Origin of the sequence: Chryseobacterium sp. CFS2, from assembly GCF_036543225.1 — a bacterium.
Lineage (GTDB): Bacteria > Bacteroidota > Bacteroidia > Flavobacteriales > Weeksellaceae > Chryseobacterium > Chryseobacterium culicis_A.
On the sequence record NZ_JAZHQU010000002.1, the window covers coordinates 350,706 to 373,411 of the forward strand.

The 22,706-nt window shown below is 35.3% G+C and carries 15 protein-coding genes; 10 read left to right on the top strand and 5 right to left on the bottom strand.

The features are described from left to right. The first annotated feature begins 4 nt into the window (after window positions 1-4). The 8 genes from ODR02_RS04990 (at window position 5) to ODR02_RS05025 (ending at window position 13,919) form a co-directional block, all read left to right on the top strand. On the top strand, window positions 5-2,179 hold the full coding sequence (locus ODR02_RS04990) for a hypothetical protein (RefSeq protein WP_309511754.1): 2,175 nt from the start codon (window positions 5-7) through the stop codon (window positions 2,177-2,179). Between the two features lie 7 nt (window positions 2,180-2,186). Further along, entirely contained in the window at window positions 2,187-6,008 is a 3,822-nt protein-coding gene (locus ODR02_RS04995; RefSeq protein WP_209786349.1) for a hypothetical protein, read from the top strand. A gap of 73 nt (window positions 6,009-6,081) precedes the next feature. Next, window positions 6,082-8,049, top strand: coding sequence for a hypothetical protein (locus ODR02_RS05000; RefSeq protein ID WP_209786350.1), 1,968 nt, complete (start codon window positions 6,082-6,084; stop codon window positions 8,047-8,049). A 3-nt stretch (window positions 8,050-8,052) separates the two neighbouring features. Continuing rightward, a complete protein-coding gene (locus tag ODR02_RS05005) occupies window positions 8,053-8,952 on the top strand; it encodes a hypothetical protein (RefSeq protein WP_309511755.1) in 900 nt (299 codons plus the stop codon). A 471-nt stretch (window positions 8,953-9,423) separates the two neighbouring features. After that, window positions 9,424-11,772 carry a M14 family zinc carboxypeptidase gene (locus tag ODR02_RS05010; protein WP_309511756.1) on the top strand — a complete coding sequence of 783 codons (2,349 nt, stop codon included), beginning with the start codon at window positions 9,424-9,426 and terminating at the stop codon, window positions 11,770-11,772. Window positions 11,773-11,896: 124 nt separating this feature from the next. Next, complete coding sequence (locus tag ODR02_RS05015; protein WP_309511757.1) at window positions 11,897-12,817, top strand: helix-turn-helix transcriptional regulator; 921 nt, start codon at window positions 11,897-11,899, stop codon at window positions 12,815-12,817. A 53-nt stretch (window positions 12,818-12,870) separates the two neighbouring features. Next, window positions 12,871-13,488, top strand: coding sequence for a hypothetical protein (locus ODR02_RS05020; RefSeq protein ID WP_245169799.1), 618 nt, complete (start codon window positions 12,871-12,873; stop codon window positions 13,486-13,488). Continuing rightward, window positions 13,488-13,919, top strand: a complete 432-nt coding sequence (locus ODR02_RS05025; RefSeq protein WP_309511758.1) for a nucleoside deaminase — start codon at window positions 13,488-13,490, stop codon at window positions 13,917-13,919. Before ODR02_RS05020 ends, ODR02_RS05025 begins: the two co-directional genes overlap by 1 nt. 91 nt (window positions 13,920-14,010) lie before the next feature. On the opposite strand, the gene ODR02_RS05030 is transcribed toward ODR02_RS05025, so the two are convergent. Together ODR02_RS05030 and ODR02_RS05035 are read right to left on the bottom strand one after the other, a co-directional pair. After that, window positions 14,011-14,538: a GNAT family N-acetyltransferase gene (locus ODR02_RS05030; RefSeq protein ID WP_309511759.1), complete on the bottom strand. Its 528-nt coding sequence runs from the start codon at window positions 14,536-14,538 to the stop codon at window positions 14,011-14,013. A 71-nt stretch (window positions 14,539-14,609) separates the two neighbouring features. Next, window positions 14,610-15,368, bottom strand: a complete 759-nt coding sequence (locus ODR02_RS05035; RefSeq protein ID WP_309511760.1) for a type III pantothenate kinase — start codon at window positions 15,366-15,368, stop codon at window positions 14,610-14,612. A gap of 383 nt (window positions 15,369-15,751) precedes the next feature. On the opposite strand from ODR02_RS05035, the gene ODR02_RS05040 reads away from it, so the two are divergent. Next, entirely contained in the window at window positions 15,752-16,381 is a 630-nt protein-coding gene (locus ODR02_RS05040) for a hypothetical protein (protein WP_209786356.1), read from the top strand. Window positions 16,382-16,466: 85 nt separating this feature from the next. On the opposite strand, the gene ODR02_RS05045 is transcribed toward ODR02_RS05040, so the two are convergent. The 3 genes from ODR02_RS05045 to ODR02_RS05055 form a co-directional block, all read right to left on the bottom strand. Continuing rightward, window positions 16,467-18,305 (bottom strand): M1 family metallopeptidase, encoded by a 1,839-nt coding sequence (locus ODR02_RS05045; RefSeq protein WP_309511761.1) that lies wholly within the window; start codon window positions 18,303-18,305, stop codon window positions 16,467-16,469. Window positions 18,306-18,510: 205 nt separating this feature from the next. Further along, a complete protein-coding gene (locus ODR02_RS05050) occupies window positions 18,511-18,990 on the bottom strand; it encodes a DUF1572 domain-containing protein (protein WP_209786358.1) in 480 nt (159 codons plus the stop codon). A 190-nt stretch (window positions 18,991-19,180) separates the two neighbouring features. After that, window positions 19,181-20,872, bottom strand: a complete 1,692-nt coding sequence (locus ODR02_RS05055; protein WP_209786359.1) for a DUF6909 family protein — start codon at window positions 20,870-20,872, stop codon at window positions 19,181-19,183. A 168-nt stretch (window positions 20,873-21,040) separates the two neighbouring features. On the opposite strand from ODR02_RS05055, the gene ODR02_RS05060 reads away from it, so the two are divergent. Then, window positions 21,041-22,366 carry a hypothetical protein gene (locus ODR02_RS05060; protein WP_309511762.1) on the top strand — a complete coding sequence of 442 codons (1,326 nt, stop codon included), beginning with the start codon at window positions 21,041-21,043 and terminating at the stop codon, window positions 22,364-22,366. Window positions 22,367-22,706: the final 340 nt, after the last annotated feature.

The following is a 22,706-nucleotide window of genomic DNA, read 5'->3' on the forward strand; positions in this document are numbered from 1 at the left end:
ACAAATGAAAACAAAACAAGAATTAAAAAAATATTTCGAAAACGGAGATATCCCCATCCAGGAAGAATTCTGGGAATGGCAGGAGTCTTACTGGCACAAAGATGAAAAAATTCCGGCAGATCAATTAGATTATGATCTCTCTCAAAAAGCAGATGTCAATGCCTCCAATCTAAGTCCACAGAATGCTCAGCTTTGGAAAGATAAGATTGAAACTCAAACCTCCATTCAGACTCCACAATTGAACGGGAACATCTTAACGGTATTCTACACCGGAGAGAATGGTACCCAGCAAAGTAAATCTGTTGATTTAAGCAGTTTGATAACCCGTGATATCAGTATTGAGAACGCCACCTATGATGCTTCTCAAAATATTATTACGATTACCCAAAATGATGGCTCAGCCTTTCACATCAATCTTTCGGAATTCAGTATCATTCCGACGACCAATTCCGACGGAAGCGTAACCTTGTCACAGGAAGGACAGGAAAAAATCTCCCTGAAAAAAGTAGCTGTAACAGGCAGCTATAATGATCTTTCTGATAAACCGACTTTTAGTGGAAATGATAATTTACAAAATGTTATCGACAGAGGGAACGGAACAACCAAGCCTATTATTTTCCAGCCAGCCCAAGGCAGAGCAGGTGAAATAAATTTCAGTCCTACAACTTATTCCTTTTGGTTTGGAAATTTAAATACAGATCATACCGGAGCCTATGGATTAGGAATTGGCTATAATACATTATCAAAATTAACCACAGGAGCAAATAACGTAGCACTCGGTTCTTATGCTTTAAATGAGCTCACCACAGGAAGATGGAATACAGCAACGGGAGTTTCAAGCGGAACTAAGCTAACAACCGGAAATTTCAATGCCTTTTTCGGAACACAATCAGGAACAGAAACAACAACGGGAACCGGAAATACGTATATCGGAGATGAAGCAGGAAACAAAAATATTACCGGAACGAATAATACGGCTCTTGGTCTTGGAGCGGCTTATTCCTTAACGAATGGAACTCAAAATACTTTTTTAGGTGCTTTTGCCGGAAACATTCATGGTAAAGCAACAGGATCCGGTGCATGGGGTTTCAATACTTTTGTTGGATATAATGCAGCCTCCACTACTCACGCTATGGGTGTTTGGGGTGATAATAATGTCGTGATCGGCTGTAATGCTCCATTAGGAGGTTCAACATTCAACAAGCTGGTTATTGAATCCAATCCGGTAGCAAGACGTCATGATTTTGTAACCCCTTTAATTGGCGGTGACTTTGCTGCAAGAACATTAGATTTTGATGCTGTAGTATCTGCAAAAAGGACACCTTTAGCTGATAACACCTATACAAAAGTAGCTGTTCTAAATGCCAATAATGTATTTGGATATAAAAATCTTTCAGACTTCCAAAACTACATTCCTCTCACAGGAACAGAAGTAAATAATCCCGTTTCTGGTAATATCCAGTTTACAGACGAAGATCCGGAGGAAAGAATCATTTATAGAACGAATGAACTTGATGGGGTAAAAAATATTCTCGGCCTATTTCCTGAAGCTGCTATGATGTCTTCCGGTAACTTAGATGGAACCAATGCCTCTACTATTTCTGTAAGTAAAGAAAATGGGGTTTTCGCATATGGCCACGGAGCTCGTTTGATGCTGAGTGATGTAGGTGCTGCTTTAAGGCAGACAGACGGAGGAGGGCTAAAAGGAATTTTTGCAAGTCCGAACTTGGATGAACCTGTGCTCATAGAACATGAAGCACCAAGTGCCAGAGGATTAAGTTCTAAAACTTATTTTGGAGACAATGCCCAGGACAATGATTACATCCAGAAACAGTATACGGATAAGCAACATTCTTACAGCACCAAAGAAGAGCTAACAGGCGGAAAATGGATCAACGGGAAACCCGTTTACAAAAAAACCTTGTATCTGGATCAGATTCCAAGAACAGGTCAAATTGAATTGAAAGCTGAATTCCCAGATCTTGAAACGATTATTTCCAACGAAATGTTTACGGAGTGGTATGACTTGAAAACCGCATTTGCAGGTAACCAATGGAGAACAAAAGCCTACATCACCATAGAAAGGGAAATGGCTATCATAGAACTGTTGAATGTGCCTGATTATGATTATTCTCTTATCAATTCGTTTACTCTAACTCTCGAATACACAAAAAAATAAGCACAAAATGTCAACCAACAATACATCAACAGCAAAGTCCGCATTTACCGTCGGAACATCCTTAGTCGGAGAAGGAATTATTAATTATAAAGAAACAAACCCTATGAATACAACCAATAATGCATCACAATCACTTTTCAGATTTGTAAGTCTGAGGAACCCACAATTAACAGAAACTAAAGACAAAAACCTAGGGTTTATCCACAGACCTAAAGGAGTAACCGGCGTTTTTGATACAGCAGTTGCAGGAAGACCTGCCAAAACATTAAAATTTGCAGCAATGAAAAGAGTTGCAGGTGAATTTAACAATGCGGGATTCGAAAGCGAAAAGAAAATTGAAGAAGGTGCATTTAAAGATCTTCTTGTAATTGGAAGAAAGCTTTCTAAAAAAGAAACATTAGAGAGTGCTGACTGGGCTCTGGTAACAGACTATTACAAAAGTCTTATTAACACCAACAGACAGCTAAATGCAGAGGGAATTGCTATATTTTCCCAGCTTTGGAATAATTATATTCATCAAATTGTTACCCAGGGAGATTTCTATATCAAAGAAGCAATCAGCCACGTTCTAATGGCTATTCAGCTTGGTTTTGCCAGCAATCAGGATCTTACCGATCAGGAAATCATCAAGGTTAATGGTGAAAAACCATTGGAAAAAGCAATGGATGGAAAAATTATACTACCCGCCATCTTATTTTCAGAGGATGTTGAAACCCTTTCAGTTTCTGCAAGAGCTGCTGAAGGTTCTGAACCTGCCCTGAGTGCAAAAACCATTCAAAGACTGGAATCTGAAGCAAGAGCTTCATTGGCTGCCACCAAAGCAATTCATAGAAAAGAATCTTTAAGCACCCTGAACTCTGAGCTTGAAAAACTTCAGAAAAAATTCCACAAATCCAGACATCAGGCATACGAGGATGAGTATTCCAGATATATGGCAGAAAACAAAGAGCGTTTAGAGCTTTATGACAAGAAACTGGCTGAAGTAGACAGCAAAATCACTCCAGACATGTCTGAAGAAGAAAAAGAACGCCTTTACAGCACCTTAAAGGAATATGAAGTTGCTCCGTTTGTATTTACGTACAATAATGAAATCAATTTACAAGATTTACAGGCAAAGCTTTCGCCGGAATCTTTCGACCTTTTTGTTGAGCTTTTCGGTGAAACCACAACGGGATTAGTTTCTCTGGCTGAAGAGACGGACAGCCTTCAGATCCTTTCACATGATACTTTGAGAATGGGCACTCAGACTATTGTTCTTGATGATGAGATAGAAAGCTATGCCGATGCTTTACTTGTTGTAAAAAACAATATTTCATCTTCCATAGAAACCGCTCTGCAAAACAGTCCTCTTCCGGAACAGCAGTATGCCAATATCGGTGGAGCTTCAGTTCCCCTTATTCAAAATACTGCCAGAACGCCGATGGCATATAGCTTATACGCACACAGTTCTTACAGAGTGTCCGGCAGCAGAGGATTTGTTAGTTTTTCTTTTGAAGTTGAAGATGTTTCATGGAGCGTTGCCAATGCCAGAATCACTGCTACAACGGATGCAGCCGGAACTTTCGAAGAAAACTACAGCAATATTTCTGTTGTAGACAATAAAATTTCTTTACCTGCAGCTTTGGTAGACAGATTCAGAAGCAGCTTTAGTTTCAAAATAGAAATCATTTTTGATAACGGAAGCGTAGCCTACGGAGAGATTGCTACACAATATCCAAAAGAAGATCTGAACCTTACCGGAATGCTGACCCTGAAACGTGCAGCCATTGAAAACCCGGGGACACCGGATCCGGTAACCATTCAGAAACGTAAAAATTTCGGAATAAAAAGACTGGGTGTAGCAGATTATCTAAAGGTAGTACAAAGTGTTCATGCCTACGTTCCCGGAGAGGTTTCCAATATTGAGAATGTTATGGCAAGCGAATTAAGACATAAATCTTCCGTTTCCAGAGAATATTCTGAAATTACAGATACAACATCTAAATCTCAGGAAACAGAGAAGATGTCCGACACTTCAAAAACTTCCAGAACGGATATGCAGACCGAAGTTGCTAAAGAAATTGAGAAGCAACAAAGTATTTCTGCCTACACAAGATTCAGCTATGGAAATGACAGTGCCATGAAGTTTGAAATCGGTGCAGACTATGCCAATAACACAGCACAGCACGACAGTACAAGACAGGCCGTGATGAAATCTCAGGAAATTACGGAAAGAGCGATGGAAAGAGTTCTGACTAAAATTTCAGAGGAAAGAGTACAGAAAATCATCAAAGAATATACGGAAACCAATGTTCATGAATATGACAACAGAGGAAAAGTAACCAATACTGATAATCCTGATGCTGCACAACCTAAACATATTACAGGAGTTTACAGATGGATCGACAAGAAAATGAAGAACCAGATCTACAATTATGGTAAGCGTACCATGTTTGAATTTATGGTTCCTGAACCTTCAAGATTACACCGTTTGGCCCTTACTGTTGCAAAAGCGCAGGTACTTAAAGCTCCTGTAGATCCTAGAAAAGCACCGGAACCATGGTTAATGCCAGATCCAAAATCTGCAACTATTGTACAGATCCAGCATTGGGCTCAGGAATATGGAGTGAATTTAGTAGCCTTCCCGGAAGCAACCAAACAGGTTATTCATACAGCTTCTAGTGTTCCTCAGACAAATGACGATTTTGGAATTGATCATACCCAATTTACCATCCCGGACAACTATGCCGGAAAGAATGCAAGCTTCGCCTGCAGATCAACAAGAAACAGAGGTGGCGGATGGTCAGGATCACGTTATTCTGAAGTAATGTTCTCTAACTTAAAAGGAGATATGATTGGACGTTCTGAACGTGGTGGAGACCTTAATTTTGATGACGGATCATCTGGTTTCAATATCACAGGGAATGTAACTTTCCAGGTGAAAGGACACAATGTTAGAAGTTACACCATCAAAGTGGTTGTAAATTGTGAACTAAGCGATGCATTTATCAATCAATGGAAAACTGAAAGCTTCAATGAAATTATTAAAGCCTATGAAGCTGCTTATGCAAAATTCCAGGAAGATCAGGCAAGATTGGATGCAGAGCAAAAAGAAAAAGAGGCACAGCTTAAAGAAAGACAGGATACGTTCTACCGTTATATGGAGCATGATGTATTAAAGCACAACTGTATCGCTTACTTATTGCAGGATTACCTTTATACATTAGGCCAGGAAACAACCAATGGTGCCGATGAGAAAACAAAAATGGATAATTTCCAGGTCTACCTGAATGAAAATCTGGACCGATATACCGCACTTGCCAAATTTATGGAACAGGCATTTGAATGGGAAATTATGGATTATACCTTCTATCCATACTATTGGGCTAACCGTAAAAGCTGGCAGGAATTCTATATCAGTGAAAGTATGGATCCTTTATTCAGAAGCTTCCTACAGGCAGGTATGGCAAGAATTATCGTTACCGTAAAGCCAGGCTTCGAAGCAGCCGTTCAGTTCTTCCTTGAAACCGGATTAATCTGGAATGGCGGATCTGTACCGGTAATCGGAGACCCAATGTACATGAGTATCGTGGACGAAATGAGACAGCCGACAGGAGAACCTCAGGGTAAATACTGGATTACCAGAATCCCTACTACACTGACGATTCTTCAGGATAAGTCTACAGGACTTCCAGTGAAGCAGCCTCTACCGATTTTCCCTGAAAATGATCCTAAGAATTGTGAGAATCCTTCAGAACTGGAGTTTGAAACAAGTTTCTCTCTGGATACTGATGCTCAGTTGTCACATAGTGATGGAGCGACAACATTACCTACAACAATTGTTGGATAGTATTAACCTTAATGGCGGTGTGAAATATCACCGCTATTTTTTTACAATTTTTAATTTCAAAAAACTTTAAAAAATGAAAAATATAGATATTAGAAATCTTGCAAAGATTGGTGTGGCTGATGTGGATGTTTATAAGACGGACAGAAGAAAATACTCAAAATATAAGCTTGAAGGAGATGTTACTTTTTATCGTTCAAAAACAAATATGATAGATAAATTGACTAAAAAAGAGAGGATAGGTTTGAATGACTCCGGATATATAGGGCAATTTGGATTTGACAAATTTAATGCGGAACACTGTCCTACTGGGAGCATAATATATTACAGAAATAAAGAAGGTAAGAAAATTACTGATAAGCTTTATACAGGATATTCTTGTCCGTACTTAAGTATTTGGCCACCTAAAATAAATAAAGAAAAAAGCTATGTTTTTTTATATGTAAGTACAGAAAATAATAATGCTGCTCCTGAATTGTTAGAATATGAATGTAAAGAATTGAATGAAAATAATGACTCCTTTATATCTATAACTAACAAAATAACTGTAACTAAAGAACGTACAGAAACTGTTCCTAATTCTGATGATAAATTTTATAAAATAAAAATAGAGTGCTTGGAACCATTTGAAAAGGATATTAGTGTTGAAGCCAAGTATGAAGGAAAAACAGTTGGAAGGCTAATTGTAAAAGCAAATGCTAAAGTATATGAAACAACCATACAGCCAGTTTTTGTTTCTTTTGATTCCGCTCCCTCCACAACTGTTGAATTAAAAGACCATAAAGAATTTGAATTTGTTAATAAATTACATAATTTCTTTAATAAACAATCTTTTAACCAAGCATATATTAAAGGCAATCTTGCTGAGCATACTCACGTTGTAAAATTTGACAAAACTGATTTTCTTAAAGATGATGTAGTTAAAATGAAAGGAAAAAATCTATTCGTAAACTACCAAGAAAACAACCAAAGAAATGCATTGATTTATAATGATTTAATCGAAAACAAATATTCCGCATTATTTTACAATGTAGTAGAAATACAAAAAAATATTGAAAAAATGCAAGCCTGTATAAAAACAATATTACAAGCATTCAAAAAAAATTTTAAGTATGATAATGAATCTAATCTGAAGAAAGCAAAAAAATTTCATGAAGATCATACGGCCACAAATGCCTGGAATCAAATAAAGGATACACTATATAAGGAATATTTAAATTATAAATCAGAGTATTTAAAAAGTAAAATTGTACATCTTAATCAGGATAAAATTGTTTATATATTTGTCAACATGTCTGTGGAAGGTGGTAAAAATGAAGATGCTAAAACACAGGCTTATTCTTATCGAAATTCAGGAATTACGCATATTTTCAAAAGTGCTATTAAGGATGAAGATGCCCTTTCTCTAGTTATTCATGAACTTGGACATTCTTTGGGATTACTCCACACTTTCGAAGACGAAGCCAGTAAAGAAATAAATAGATTAAACACTTTAATAACACGAAAAAAAGCAGAATTAGATGAATTAAATAATGTCAAAGTTGACTTAAAAAAATATTTTACACTTGATACAAAATATAGAGTTATACAGTCTGTTATTGAAAGTTCTGAAAAATCTTTGGTTGATATTGAAGAATTCGAAAAAAGATTTTTAATAAATATTGTCGGTGAAAGCTCTTATTTAAATGACAAATCGGAGCTGGTTACCGATAAAAAAACCTCAGTAATAGAACTTGAAAGTATTAATTTGCCGGATTTTGATGTTAACACAACAAAAAATAAAGTCATGAATGATATTAAAAATTATGAGAGTCAAATTGCAAAATGGACTCCTTATTTAGGTATTGTAAAAAATCAAAGTGAAACTTTAGAAAACATAATGGATTACAGACAATTTGCCGATTTGCAAGAAAGCAATGCAGGAGAAGATGGGAAACCAAATTTTAATCAAAAGTTTAAATACAAATCCTTTTATCAATGGCAATGGCAAAAAATGGTAGAAAAGTCTGTCGATTATGATTATATTAGTCCAATAAAATTGTAAACAATGAAACATATTATTTTCTTACTTATATTTTTAGTAAATTTCTTGGGTGCACAAGAATTCCTGGCAAAATTTGAAGAAAATGGTAAATTTGGATTGAAAGATCAAACTAATATATTATTACCCGCCATCTATGATCGGATAACTACCGATATATTGATTGTAACACACAAAGGGGACGAAACAACCATTTATGATCAGAAACTATCCATACTCTATAAAGATCAGGAGATTTTAACCTATAGGTATTCCGAAAATCCAGATATTTTACAAATTATTTTAAATAACGGAACTTTGGTTACTTATACACGGGATGGATTACTGAGCAATACTTCGCAATTATCCCCACAAAAAGAATCTGACAAATCATATAAAGAAGACAAAAACAATGGTTATCAAATTTATACGATTGAAAAAAATAAAATCCGGGAAAAATCATTTAATATTTTTGTGGATCCTGAAGATGACCTTTTAAATATTAAATATCCTTCTTATGGACAAGAACCAAAATTCTTAAATAATAAAAAGAGTTTGGAAATTGAATATACTTTGAGAAGAAAAAGTACATCAAATGAAAAAATTATAGATTATGGAGATAGTGAGGAAAGATTATTTTCTCCATTAAAGATATCATATATTATTTCAAAACTAAAAAATAAATATGGTGTTTGGGATTTCAAAGAACAAAAAGAAATTATTCCATTTCATTATAAAAAAATTATTTCTTATCAAAATTATTTATATCTGGAAAAAGATGGATTATCAACCTTCTATCCTAATATAGGTACTGATCCCAGATATAAAAAACTTGAACCTTATATTGGAGCTTTTGCCAGGTTTGAAACTCCGGATGGCAAAAAGGGATGGGTAGATCGAAAAGGGAAAGAATATTTTGATCAATAATAAATAAGCCACTGCAATGCTGTGGCTTATATTTTTTAGACCTGTCACATTCTTGCTACACTCATCACATATAAAATATTAGAAGTCAATTAAAATATGGCAGTATTAAAAATTATACAGAGTATAAAGCCCATAACAACGTAGAATACGACGGAACTTATAAAAAATGGGATGAAAATGGAAATTTGAAGGTATCCTTCTAATAAGAATATAATCGATAAAAAAAATTAAAACACGTCAAGTTTTGACGTTTTCCCTCCCTACTTTTGAAACACAAATAAAAAACACAAAAAATAATCTTAAAATTCTAAAAAAATTTTGAATTCACCATTCACAAAATGCTGGACAGTCAAAACTATGTCTAAAAACCAGAAATCTGGAATATAGCTATCCATCTTTTAAACAAAGCCCAGCCTTTGAAGGGATATTCTAATCTTAACCTATTTAATACAAAAATCATCGAATTTCATTATGAAAACAAAAGAAGACTTAAAACGATACTTCGAAACCGGAGACATACCCACACAAGAGCATTTCTGGTCCTGGCTAGACTCTTATTGGCACAAAAATGACCTGATCCCCTTAAACCAAATTCAAAATAGTGATCAAATTATCCAGCAAAGCAGCAGCTTTAAGGATTATATGAATCCCACTCTGGAAGTTGGAGCACTCGCAATTTCAGGGTCTGTTGGATTTCCCACAGGATCAACGATGAGAGGTAGAACGGATTCCTTTTTAGATATCATCTATGCCAACCAAATTGAACTTCTGGGTGATATGCTATTGCAAACTATTTTCTATTACACAGATAAAAATGTTTTTATTGCAAAACAGGATATCAATGCAAAAACTTTCACTCCAACCCTTCCTGCGACAGCAAAAAAATGGAAAGTTTCCCTACATCACGCTGACAAGACACAAACAGTCACTCAGTCAGAATTAAATGCAATCAAAATTAATTGCTATTCATCTAAATTAATTACACTTAATGATATCGTAGATAATACAAAAATATCTGCAAAGGTTATATCAGAATACAATAATTTTGAAATTAATTTAGGAGAAAGTATCAATACAGAAATAGGTAGGATAGCAGTGAATAATGGCTTCAACTCTACCTCCGATACAGGAATACGAACCGCTTTAATTCCTGTAGTTACAGGTAACTATTGGCTAAGCCCAAAATCAGGATATAAAATATCCCGTGTTGTTTTCTATAAGGATGGAATATTCGCCAACCAGAATGTTACTACCAATGATTTTTCAGTGGATAATGCAACCTCTAATCAGGTAAGAATAGTTTTTGAAAAAAATACTCCCACGGATATTATTACTGAGCAGGATCGCTTTGATTTCAACTATATTTTAAAGAATATTAGCGCCAGTAAGTATGATCAATTATTAAATGAAAGTAAAAAAAGCAAGCCTCTTCCATCTACAATTTATACCATAAATGAACAGGTTGCCATCCTAAATACTAATGATACCGACATCAATTTTGATTTAGCGAATCGTAAGATCATAATTTCCGGGGGAGCAATCATTGACACAGGAAACACAACCGTAGGGAGAATTAGTTTGCCCACTACAACCGTGGGTATAGATATGCCTTCTGCTATAACAGCCGGCGTTGTATTGTATAATAAAACAAACAATACAATCATTGTTCAAAATCAAACATCTCCACCTTTATTAAATCATTTGATTTTGTTTACTTATCGGTATAGTGGTTCGTTCACTAGTTTTTACGTTACCGGTCTGAAAAATTATTCTGTAAACGGAGTTTCTATATATCAAAAGGATGCAAGGCAAATGAATAAATTTGCCGTCGATAATTTCGGGATTAAATATTGGAATGCTCCGGTTTATCCTGCCTTCAATCCTTTAACTCTAAATTCGGATGTTCTTTACCCAATGTATGATCGTGTAATAGCCCCTTTCTCTAATAATGTCACAAAAACAGTTATCGGTCAAACAGAAGGTCCAACACCTTATGATATTTTACGAATTGATATTTCATTTAACAGGAAAGCAGCGCCAACACAAAGGCGCAGAAAGCCACGTATATTTGTTTGCGGAGGTACACATGGAGGTGAAAAGTTAAGTGTTTACACTACCTATTTATTTTTTAAACTCTTGCTTGAAAATCCTGATCAAGATGAAATAATAAACGTCTTACGATCTAATTATGACTGGACATTTATTCCTTTAGTTAACCCATATGCATTAAATGTTGGAAATGTAGGGGGTACGGAATCCGTAAGATGGAATCATAATGGTGTGGATATTAATAGAAATTTTGATTATCGCTGGGCAGAATATGCAGACGGAGGCGCTGGATCACAATCTTATAAAGGTACTGCACCTTTCAGCGAAAAAGAATCACAACTGGTGAGAGATACTTTTAATACGATCAAAACAGACACCGTATTATATATTGATTGCCATAATTTTGGTTCAGGGGTTACTATTGATTATCGGGCTGCGTGGTTTGCATCATCATTTAACACTGTTCAAAATGCAATATATTCATTGTGTGACAGATTAGATGCTGAAATAAGGAAACGATATAATTATCTGGCTGATAAAGATCTCCTTGCATTTTCCGATATTGACGGCAGTTCTCCGATGTCTCAGGCCTGGATGGGAAATCAGCAGGTAGCAGCAATGACAATGGAAACAGATCAGGGAGACTTTTACAACCCAACAGATCCTACATCCTTTAACAGTAATGTTATTACAAGAAGTATAGAAACCTATGTAAATACATTCTATTCTATGGGTAAATATGCTGTTGATCTTTATAACAGCAGAATATAATAATTCTTCATAAAGTTTCCACAAATAATAAAACACGACACGTTTTGTCGCATTAACCGCATATATTTGTCTTATAAAACTTTACCATGAAAACGCAGCCCTGCTGCACCCTAAAAATAGAGAAATGAAGAAAGATTTTTATCTGACAAGATATGCCTTAATTATTAAAAGATTAGAGAGTTCTCCGGCTACTTATTCCCAGCTGGAGAGCTATCTTTTAAATTCTTTTGAATTCCAGGATGCTGAAATCAAGAGCTACTCTATCCGTACCCTGCAGAGAGATATCCGGGAGATTTCCAATCTTTTTAATCTCTCCATTCACAACAAAAAAAAGGGAGACAACCGATATTATATTGAGAGCCGTCCCATTATGGAAGTGGATGAATACAACCAAAAACTGCTGGAATCTTTCCAGGTAAGTAATGCCCTGAATCTTCATCCGGATTTTTCAGATTTTATCTTTTTTGAAAGCCGTAAACCTACCGGTGTAGAACACTTTTATGATCTCTTCTTTGCAATTCGAAATAAAAGGGTGGTGACATTTGAACACTACAATTACAAAAACAAACTGATGACCTCCAGAAAAGTTCATCCTTTGGCGTTAAAAGAATCTAAAGACCGATGGTATCTCATTGCCATCGATACAAAAGATAAAGTTTTAAAATCATTCGGGTTAGACAGAATCAACTATCTGGACGTTACTAAAAATCAGTTCAGAGAGAAGTACAAATACAATTTCAGGGAGCATTTCAAAAATGCATTCGGGGTAATGAATCTGGCAGAGCAGAAACCTCAAAATATTGTATTGAAATGCAGCCGCCATCAGGGAGAGTATATCAGAAGCTTCCCTCTTCACCAATCGCAGAAAGAGACTAAAGAAACGCCTGAAGAAATTTATTTCGAGTTTTTCCTCCATCCGACGTATGACTTTATGCAGGAAATTCTTTCTTTCGGAAAAGAGGTCACCGTTCTGGAACCTAAAGGTTTAGTTGATGACATTCGCAATCATTTACAGGAATCTTTGAACCGCTATCTTGAAAGCTAAGCACAAAGAATGTATTTCATATTTTTTGTTATATTTACATAAATATACCCTTATTGAAAACTTTATTCATTGGCCTCAGCTGTTTTATCTCTACCTTTTTTCTCGCACAGCAGAAAGAAGAGTTCAGACTCGTAAAGAGCTATTATAACCAGCACAGAAATATGCTGAATAAAGAGTTCAAAAAGAAATTTGATGCAGAATCCAACACCGTAAAAAAAACGGCCATAAAGGGTGATTTCCTTTTTTTCATGAAAAAAATGGACAGCATTGAAAATAATGCACTGATCGGAGCTTTATTAAAAGTCAGGAATCTTGAAGATCTTCAGACTATCAAAAACCCAGGATTTGCCTCATCTGGAAAGTTTTCAAACGCTGAAAAGAGTGCAGATTATCCTGGCGGGATCAATTCTCTGAGACAGGAAGTCGCCAATCTGCTGTATGTTGACGGGGTATATTCTGAAGTAAAAATGATAAAAACGGATGTCGCTTTTATTGTTGAGAAAGATGGAACAGTCAGCAATGTTCATGCACAAGGGGATAATTTCACCTTCAACAGGCAGGCAGAAATTGCCTTATATTCTCTGGCAGAAAAATTTTCTCCGGCAACGATAAAAGGAGACCCTGCCATTTACCATTTTAAACTTCCTTTAACCTTAACCATAACGGATTAATGTTTACAGACGAATATTATATGAAAATGGCACTGCAGGAAGCAGAAACCGCTTTAGAAAAAGATGAGGTTCCTATTGGATGTATTGTGGTTTCCAATAACAGGATTATTGCAAGAGCCCATAACCTTACTGAAACACTGAATGATGTTACCGCACATGCTGAAATGCAGGCGATCACCTCAGCAGCAAACTTTCTTGGAGGAAAATATTTAAAAGACTGTACACTTTATGTAACCATGGAGCCATGTGTCATGTGTTCCGGCGCACTTTCCTGGTCTCAGATCTCTAAAGTAGTCATTGGAGCCCGTGACGAGCAGAGAGGGTTTATCAATAAACATCTTTCGCTGCATCCAAAAACAGAAGTTATCACAGGAATCATGGAAGCCGAATGCTCTTCAATTGTTAAAGATTTTTTTAAAAGCAAAAGATAGTCTTTTAATCATCACATAAAAAAGGGGCGGATATTTTCCAATATCCGCCCCTTTTATTTTATAGCGTATAGAATTCTGTATTCCTCTCGAATCAGTCATTAAAAATAGAATATCTCACAATATCAAAATATTCTCCGTCTTTCTTAATTTCCTGTTTTAAAATGGCTTCCTGCTCCATTCCTATTTTTTCCATAATTCTTCCGGATGCCGGGTTATGAAGGAAATGAGTGGCAAAAATTTTATTGAATTTCAAGGTATGAAAACCAAAATCTACAACAGCTTTTGCTGCTTCGGTCACATATCCTTTATTCCAATAAGACATTCCGATCCAATAGCCAAGCTCTGCTTTATCATCATCTCTGTCATGAAGGCCGATTGCTCCGATAATATGTCCGTCTTTGTTACGAATCCCAAAAGTATATCCGGTATTGTTATCAAAAGCTTCTTTTGACATTTCCAGCCAGGATCTGGCATCGTTTTCCACGTAGGGATAAGGAATATTGGAGGTAAGATCAGAATAAATTCTGTGCTGAAGATATTCAACAATGAAAGGAATATCCTTCTCCTCCAGTTGTGAAAGAATAAGCCTTTCAGTTTCTATAATCGGAAATTTTTTCATGATAATAAAATTAAGGTTGAGGTGAAGACTAAGGCATTACCCGGATTCAACCTGAACCTTAATCTTTTAATTTATAAATCTTTTCCAAGGAAGTAAAGTCCTTTCAGGGTGTGAAGTCTGTCCATCACATGAATTTTGTCTGTCAAAGGTTTATAGACGTGGGAAACTCCTCCCGTTGCCACTACAAAACAATCGTCATTAACTTCGTCATTGATACGGTTGACAAAACCTTCTACCATTCCTAAGAAGCCATACACCATTCCACTCTGCATACAGGTTACGGTATCCAATCCCAAAACAGATTTTGGCTTTTTCAGTTCGATATCCGGAAGCTGTGCCGTCTGGTTGATGAGTGAATTCAGAGAAGTAACAATTCCCGGAGCAATAATTACGCCTAAGGTCTCCCCGGTTTCAGCCACGCAACTTGCTGTAAGAGCCGTTCCGAAATCGATAACAATCTTTTTCTTACCAGGATATAGATTATGGGCTGCTACAAGGTTTGCATAGATATCTGTACCCATCTGCTTGGATTTTGCCTGCACCGCTGAAGGAGTATTCCTGTCAACAATAACAGCAGTAGTTCCATGAATTTTTTTGATTCCTGAGCTCATTACTTTGGTAAGCTGAGGTACTACGGATCCGATAATTACCTTATCGATTTCTTTGGGTTCAATTTTATACGTTTGGTAAAGCATCAGCATCTGTACATAAAGCTCATCTGCTGTTCTGTAAGGCTTTGTATTGATTACCCACGAAACATCACAATTATCACCATTGAAAAGACCAAATCTGATATTGCTGTTCCCTACATTGATTACGATTGAATTCATTGACATATTTTTCAGAAGAAATTCATTATATATAATTGAAATTCCTGCTCGATTTTGAGGGATTAAATTTAATCATTTTTATAAAAAACAAGCCCCCAATCTCTTATAAATTAAGTTTATCTTAAAAATACTTCTGTAAAAAGCGCTTCAATGCAAAACAAGTACGTTTGAAACCTGCACGATTCCTCTGAGGGCTACAAACAAGGTTGTTTTTCTTTTTACGAGATATCGGAAAGTCTTAACCAGGCTGCGGGAAACAAAATGAGGCGTATTTTTATTATTACAACATACATTTGGTTCATAAAAGCTAAAAAAAATCTATAGAAACCTATTGCTGAGTGATTAAAAAAAATTATCCTTGTACAAGAATTAAAAAACAAAAAATGGATAAAAATTTAAAAGCTATCGCCTATTTTTTATTTATAATTATGAGTTGTAGTATAAATGCACAAACTAATTATAGTTTCGATTATAAATTTCTGATAAAAAGCAGTCATAGTCCTATAAATAAATCCCAGTTCCTGATCAACTCTGAAAATCCAAAGTATATCATGTATAAATATAATGACGATATATCCAAGTTATATGATTATGAAAATAATGAAGTTATAATGCTCAATCACAAAACGGATCCTAACAAGAATATTTATAACTTCGTTTCTTCTCAAAAACTTACCTCTCAAAATAGATTTATAACCGATGATATTATCGTTGAAAAAATCGGAGAAAATAAATATTTAATACAATATTCCCGCATTTTTGAAAATATAAATAGGAAGATTAAGCTAACGATCAAATTGAAACCATGGGATAAAGATTTAATTCGATTTTATTATTCAGACCTGGGTGATGATATTGACAAAATGCTTCTCTCAAGCTTAAAAGAAAAATTGAATGGGAATTATGATTTTATTATAGAAAGCTATACTATAGATTATAAAAATGGCTTTAAGGTCACTAATTCAATAAAAAATGTAGAGAAAATCAATTTGAAAATAGCACTTCAGAATTAGGATAAAACCGCAGAGAATTCAGCAGCATCTATTATGTACACTATAAAAAAAGAGCTATCTCAAAATGAAATAGCTCTTTTTTAGTTTATTTTACTTCTACAAAATTATTCTCCATATTCACATCTGCAATTCTCTGACTGAAATCAATTCCCAAAACAGATAACTGAGATTTAGTATAAGGAATGGTAAGCGTGTATTCTTTCTGAGTCCAGGGCCAGTAAGGCATTGTTTTAAGCTCCCCGTAGATATCTTTTTCTTTCCATGTATGAGTCATATTCAATGGGATCTGATACGTAATAACTTTCTTATCCGCAGTCATCACTCCAAAATCAATAGGCATTGGGACCTGACCATTATTAACCAGGGTAATAGTGGTAGACTTGGCATCATATTTTACATCTTTGATTCCGTAATCGATTGTCTTTGTTGTATTAATCCAATAGTTGTGGAACCACTTCAGATCCATTCCGGAAACCTTTTGGGCAATGTGAAGGAAATCTCTGTCTGAAGGATGTTTCATACTCCATTGATCATAATATTGTTTTAACGTTTCTGCAAGGTTCTGCTCTCCCATAATGTATCCAAGCTGTACCAGGTATAATTCTCCTTTTACATAAGATGCATAGGTATAAGATGTACCGTTATCATGATGATCTCCCAACCAAACAGCCGGTTCTTCAATTCCTTTTTTGATAAATTTTCTGTAACCATCAAGCGTTTTTGCAAACGGGTTTGGCAGATCTTCAGGGAACAGCTGATACATGGTATATCCTTCTGCATAGCTTGTGAACCCTTCATCCATCCATGGACGAACAGACTCGTTAGTAGCGAGCATTTGCTGATACCATGAATGAGAGCCTTCGTGAGCCATTAAGCCCATTAAATCTTTAACATTTTTAGCTTCCCCTAAAATCATAGTACACATTCCGTACTCCATTCCGCCATCTCCTCCCTGGATAAATGCATAAGTTGGGTATACATATTTTCCAAAGTGGGCATTCATGATCTGGAAATACTTCGTGATGTAAGGTTGTGATTCACCCCATGCTTTTGTTTTATCATTTTTCTGATAGACCAGATATACTTTTGGTCCTTCAGGAACATTGAAGCTTTCTACAGAATAATCTCTGTCTGCACTCCATGCAAAGTCAAGGATATTTTTTGCAGTCCATTTCCAGGTTGCTTTTTTATCTTTTTCTGTTTTTATTTTAGCATTGGCATCGTAGCCTTTTACTTCTGCAGGGTTCTCCAGAATTCCTCCTGCTCCCACTACATAATCTTTATTGATTTTAATGGTAACATCAAAATCTGAGAACGGCGCATGAAATTCTCTTCCCAGATAATCAAAAGTTGCCCAGCCGTCATAATCGTACTCCGCAATTTTTGGATACCATTGGGTCATCGTCATGTCTACCCCTTCCCTGTTGTTTCTTCCACTTCTTCTGATCTGCTGAGGGATTACAGAATCCCAGTCCATCGTAAACGTAGTGGTAGAGTTGGGTTTAATAGGTTCTGCCAGGTATACTTTCATAATGGTTTCCTGAACTTCAAATTTCAGGTCTTTTCCATTTTGTTTAATCCAGTGAATATTCTGAGCTCCTTCCTGATCTTTTGGAATAGAAGCCAGTCTTGAAATACCATCTTTCTGCAGTCTTCCGTCACCATTTTTTCCTTGGGAAGCCACTCTCTGATCCATCATAGAATTAGGTTTGAAAGCATTCCAGTATAAGTGGAAATAAACCACATTCAGCTTATCCGGCGAATTGTTGGTGTATTCTAAAGTTTGTTTTCCCTGATAGGTAAATTTTTCAGCATTGACATCAATATCCATCTTGTACTTCGCAGCCTGCTGATAATAAGCTCCTTGCTGAGCCTGAAATTGTGAAATGATAAACGCAAAAATGATTGCAGCCGATTTTCTCATTTAAAATTTTATTTTTTTCTAAAGGTAGGTAATTTAAATAAAAGCCTCAAATAGGAGTTATTCTGAGATTTTATTCTGTTTAATATGGTTTTAGATAGATTTTAATCTGAATTGTTAAATTATCTTTTGAGCTTTATTTCCAACAATCCTTGTCAAGGTTTAAAACCCTGACAAAGATTATCTATCCACAGCTTTTCAAAGGTGTTCATTTATTTTCAGAGGTTTTTAATAGTTTTTTGATTAAAGTAATCTGTCCCAGATGATAATAGCTGTGTTCAATCATTCCATCGATATTCCTACGGTAAGTTCCGTACTTTTCATCTGCAAAAACCTCATCAAGTTTGGAATCAGGCATCTGTTCCAGGAGTGCTGCGAATTTTTCAGAATTTTTCCAAAATTTATCCAACAAATCCTCCCATTGTTTCTGCGATTCTATGGGAGGAAGGTCAAAACTGAATTGATCTTTAATTTCAAGATTCCCACCTTCAAAAACATTCATAATTCCTGCAATATAATAATCTATATGGAAAGTGAGCATTGCAATGGTATTAAGAGAGTCTATCTTTGTCACAGCCTGTTTCCAAGTCACCTCTGAAAGCTGATCTTTAAAATTGGTATTGGCGATCCAGAGACCATCCAGCAGAACCTCTCTGAATCTTTTCGCAAGTTGTGAAACTGAGCTCATGGATATTTTATTTATATTTCCTAAAGATAGGTTTTTATTTAAACACAAATTTCACCAATGAAAACCACTATTTTAAACACAATAAAATAGTGCAATTTGTGCAAATAAATTTGTGATATTCGTGTTTAACTAATTACAAAAAAACCTCAGATACAAATGCACCTGAGGTTGATATTATAATGAAATATAATTATTTTTTAGTGGAAGCTTCTTTCTTTCCACTTCTTAAAATCTTTTCAAGGATTCTTAAAGTGATCAGATAGGTTGGTTTTACTCCTGTAAGACCTAAGCCTCCTGAAGACAACGTACTTCCTGTTTCCAGCGGATTATCCGATGCATAGTAAGCATAGCATACAAAAAGATCTGGTGAAATATGATGTCTGATCTTGGAAGCTACCTGAATAGCTTTCTGATAATGTGCTCCTTCCATTTCAAGCCCAATAGCCTTCCATGAAGTATTCATAAAGTAAGAAAGGATATCTTTATTCTGAAGAGAAGTTCCTAAAACAGTAATCATGGGTCCTTCAAAAGCTTTCAGTTCATCATCGTTGAAATCTTCCAGCTTTAAAGCATTTTCAAAAGGATAGTTATCTGCTGTTCCTTCAAAAATATGAGAAGTAGGAATCATAATATCTCCTTTTTCTCCGGTAAGGATACCTGCTTTCCCCATAATGGAAACAGATTTTACATGCATCATATACACTTCACCTTTATGCTCAAAAGGTCTAAGCAACTCATCCATTACTTCGAATGCCTGTTCACCGAATGCGTAATCAAAAACCATCACCACATCGTCTCCACCGAACTTGCAATCAGCAAATGGAGTATTCTTCAGGTCTGTTTTGCTGAGGTCTATAATCTGAACATCAATATTACTTCCGCTTTTATCAGCAATATGAATCATCCCTTCATCCAAAGCATATTTTGATACTTTGTCACGAAGTTCTTTTTTGTTTGAAATTTCTTCGTACAGTTTATAATCAATTTCATGATGCTGCTTCTTTTTAAGGGCATTATTGGCATACAGCATATTTTTCACCGAATGCATATTGGCAGAAATAATATGTAACGGACGCATGTGAAGATTCTTTTCAAATAAAACCTCTTTCACTTTGTTGGCCCATTTTTCTCCAAAATAATGGTGCCCTACTCTTTCTTTTAATATAGAACTGAAATGAATTTCTCTTTCTCTGCTTCCTTTTGCATCATCAAGACTTACTTTTCCTAAGTTGTAAATGATTTTAAACAAACGGTCAGGATTTTGATCGTCACCAAAAGTATTGTAAGCCCTTAAAGTCTCATCAAAAGATCTTCCTATTAAAGAAGAAAGATGGATAAGTGCCACTTCTTTTTCTTTTCTGCTGAATTTCTTTTCTCCTTTTACTACTTCTTCAATGATTTTGAAAGCACGTGTAGGCTTCCAGTTTTCATCCTGAATGAATGCCAGATTACGGATTTTATCAGCTTCTATAAAAAGGAAGGTAAGGTGGGTAAGAATGTCATAAATTTCGGAACGGCCCAAAAGAACCTCAATATTCATCTGGTGTTCGTCTATTCTATAACAGTTTCTTCTTCTTTTCTTTGGAACAATGGGTTCGAAACTTCCTTTATCAAACCCTTCATCAGATGTAAGATGAATAAAAGCACATTCTTCAATTCCTTCCGGAAGTCTGTCTAGTACATACATCAAGCCGTCAAGTTCCAGTTTGCTTGGAATATTCATGGTTCCATAAATTTCCGGATTGATGGTCTTTAACAAACTTCTGATACTCTCTCCTGAAACTCCACCCGGCTTGAAAAATCCTCTATAAAATAAATGTCTCATAGAGATGTATAGTCTTTCAATAGCCTCTGTTGTTTCTCTTGCTCTAGAATTTGTCATAAAATAAATTTCACACAAATATACAAAATCTTTGCCCATTTTATTTTAACTGTCTTTTAACAAGTCGTTTAAAACATATGCTTCAGGCTAATGAATATTTGTTTTAATACGTCGAGATTTGGCGTCTGCTAAGGCTAAGTTTGCCATAATTACACTAAACATATACAGATGAGCTATCCAAAAAGATTAGGATTACATACGCAATATCCATCGATGAGTATTTCAGATATTACACAACAGGAAATATTAACAGTAAAAGACAGGGAAGAAGATGATGTTCTTTTTCTCAATAAAACAGAACTTAATACGGTAAAAACTCTTTTTCAGATTCGTAATGCAAATTATTACAGAAAACAGATTAAGCCCATTCAGTTATCTGATTATTCCACAGATATTTTCCCTAAAGAAAGGGTCTTTATTGTAGGAAAAATATTTCCGGTAATCAATATTCTTTTCAACTACGCAGGAGTAAAAGATGTGGAACAAAATGTCAATCCGCTTGTTATAGAAATTGTAGAAGGAGCTTCTAAGGTAAAATATTTTGATTCCGCCATTCATCATTCAAAATATATTAATATTGATGGAGGTAAAATTAAAATACTTCTTCCAAAAAATTATGTTGGCAATAACTTTCCTCAATTGATGTATGATTTCCTAACCAACAAAAATTCTGTAGAAAAATATATTGGAGGAGAATTTCCTGATTACGAAACTTATCAACTTGCTTTACGAAACAAAGCTATAAAAATACAAGACTGGAAAGGACAGGATGGTTCATGGCTGACAAAAGACAGGGCAGAAAATAATGATACCTGGAGAAGAGCTTATTCTTATATTATTGAGCACAAAATACCTGGAAGACTTGCTCCATTTAAACAAATTTATGATTTTTACGAGGGTGTAGACTGGAATATTAAGAACCGTTTCGGGCATGAAGTAAAGTGGTGCAAAGGAGCTAAAGGACTGGTAAAAGCATTATCGAACTCACTGGAAGGAGGAAATAGCTTTTTAGCCAATGATGTCGAAACGATTCTCAATGAATTAAATTTAGGTATTTGTGATTTTGCCATAACCAAATTTCATGAGCTGATGTATGGACAATATGCTAAAACTCCTTTAAAAGGAGACGCGGCCTATACCTGGGATAAAGAATTTATCCAACATGAACAAGGGGTTGTAGCCCCGCCCATTTATGGAAAAACGGGTTCATCAACGATATCCAGATTCCAGAATATGGCAGACAAAGACCCTTTCGGCGGATGGCATGGAGCCGGAGCTCAGGCAATTAGTTGGTTTAACGACATTGTTCCGGCATTTGATGATTTTACGCCTAATGCTAAAGTAACAGATTCACAATTCAGGATAGATTTACCATTATTAATGCTATATTTATCAAAGCATAAACCAAAGTGGTATGGATTTAAAGGCAAATTACATTCAGATGGAACTGTAAATAATGAAATTGTAAAAATTATTAAACCTTATGAAAAGTAAATTAAATAGAATTTCTCTTTTTTGGAAAATATGGATTTGTCATATCTTTATATACTTTCCTATCAGAGCTTTGTTTTTTTTGTTTCAGCTGGATGAAACACCTGATTTTACTCAAATTGTTAAATCAATTCTGATTTCTCCTTTTGCCGGAATATATGGATTATTTGATAAGTTCCCTCTTGTAATCCTCCTTCAGATGCTGGTCATGTTTTTTATAAATGCAGTTATTTCTTCTAAAAAAATACTCCCTTATCTCTTGATAACTTTTGCAACTCACATCTTATTTTATGCATTTGATATTTATGACATGGATTATTTTAAGCCTTTTCTCTATTCATTT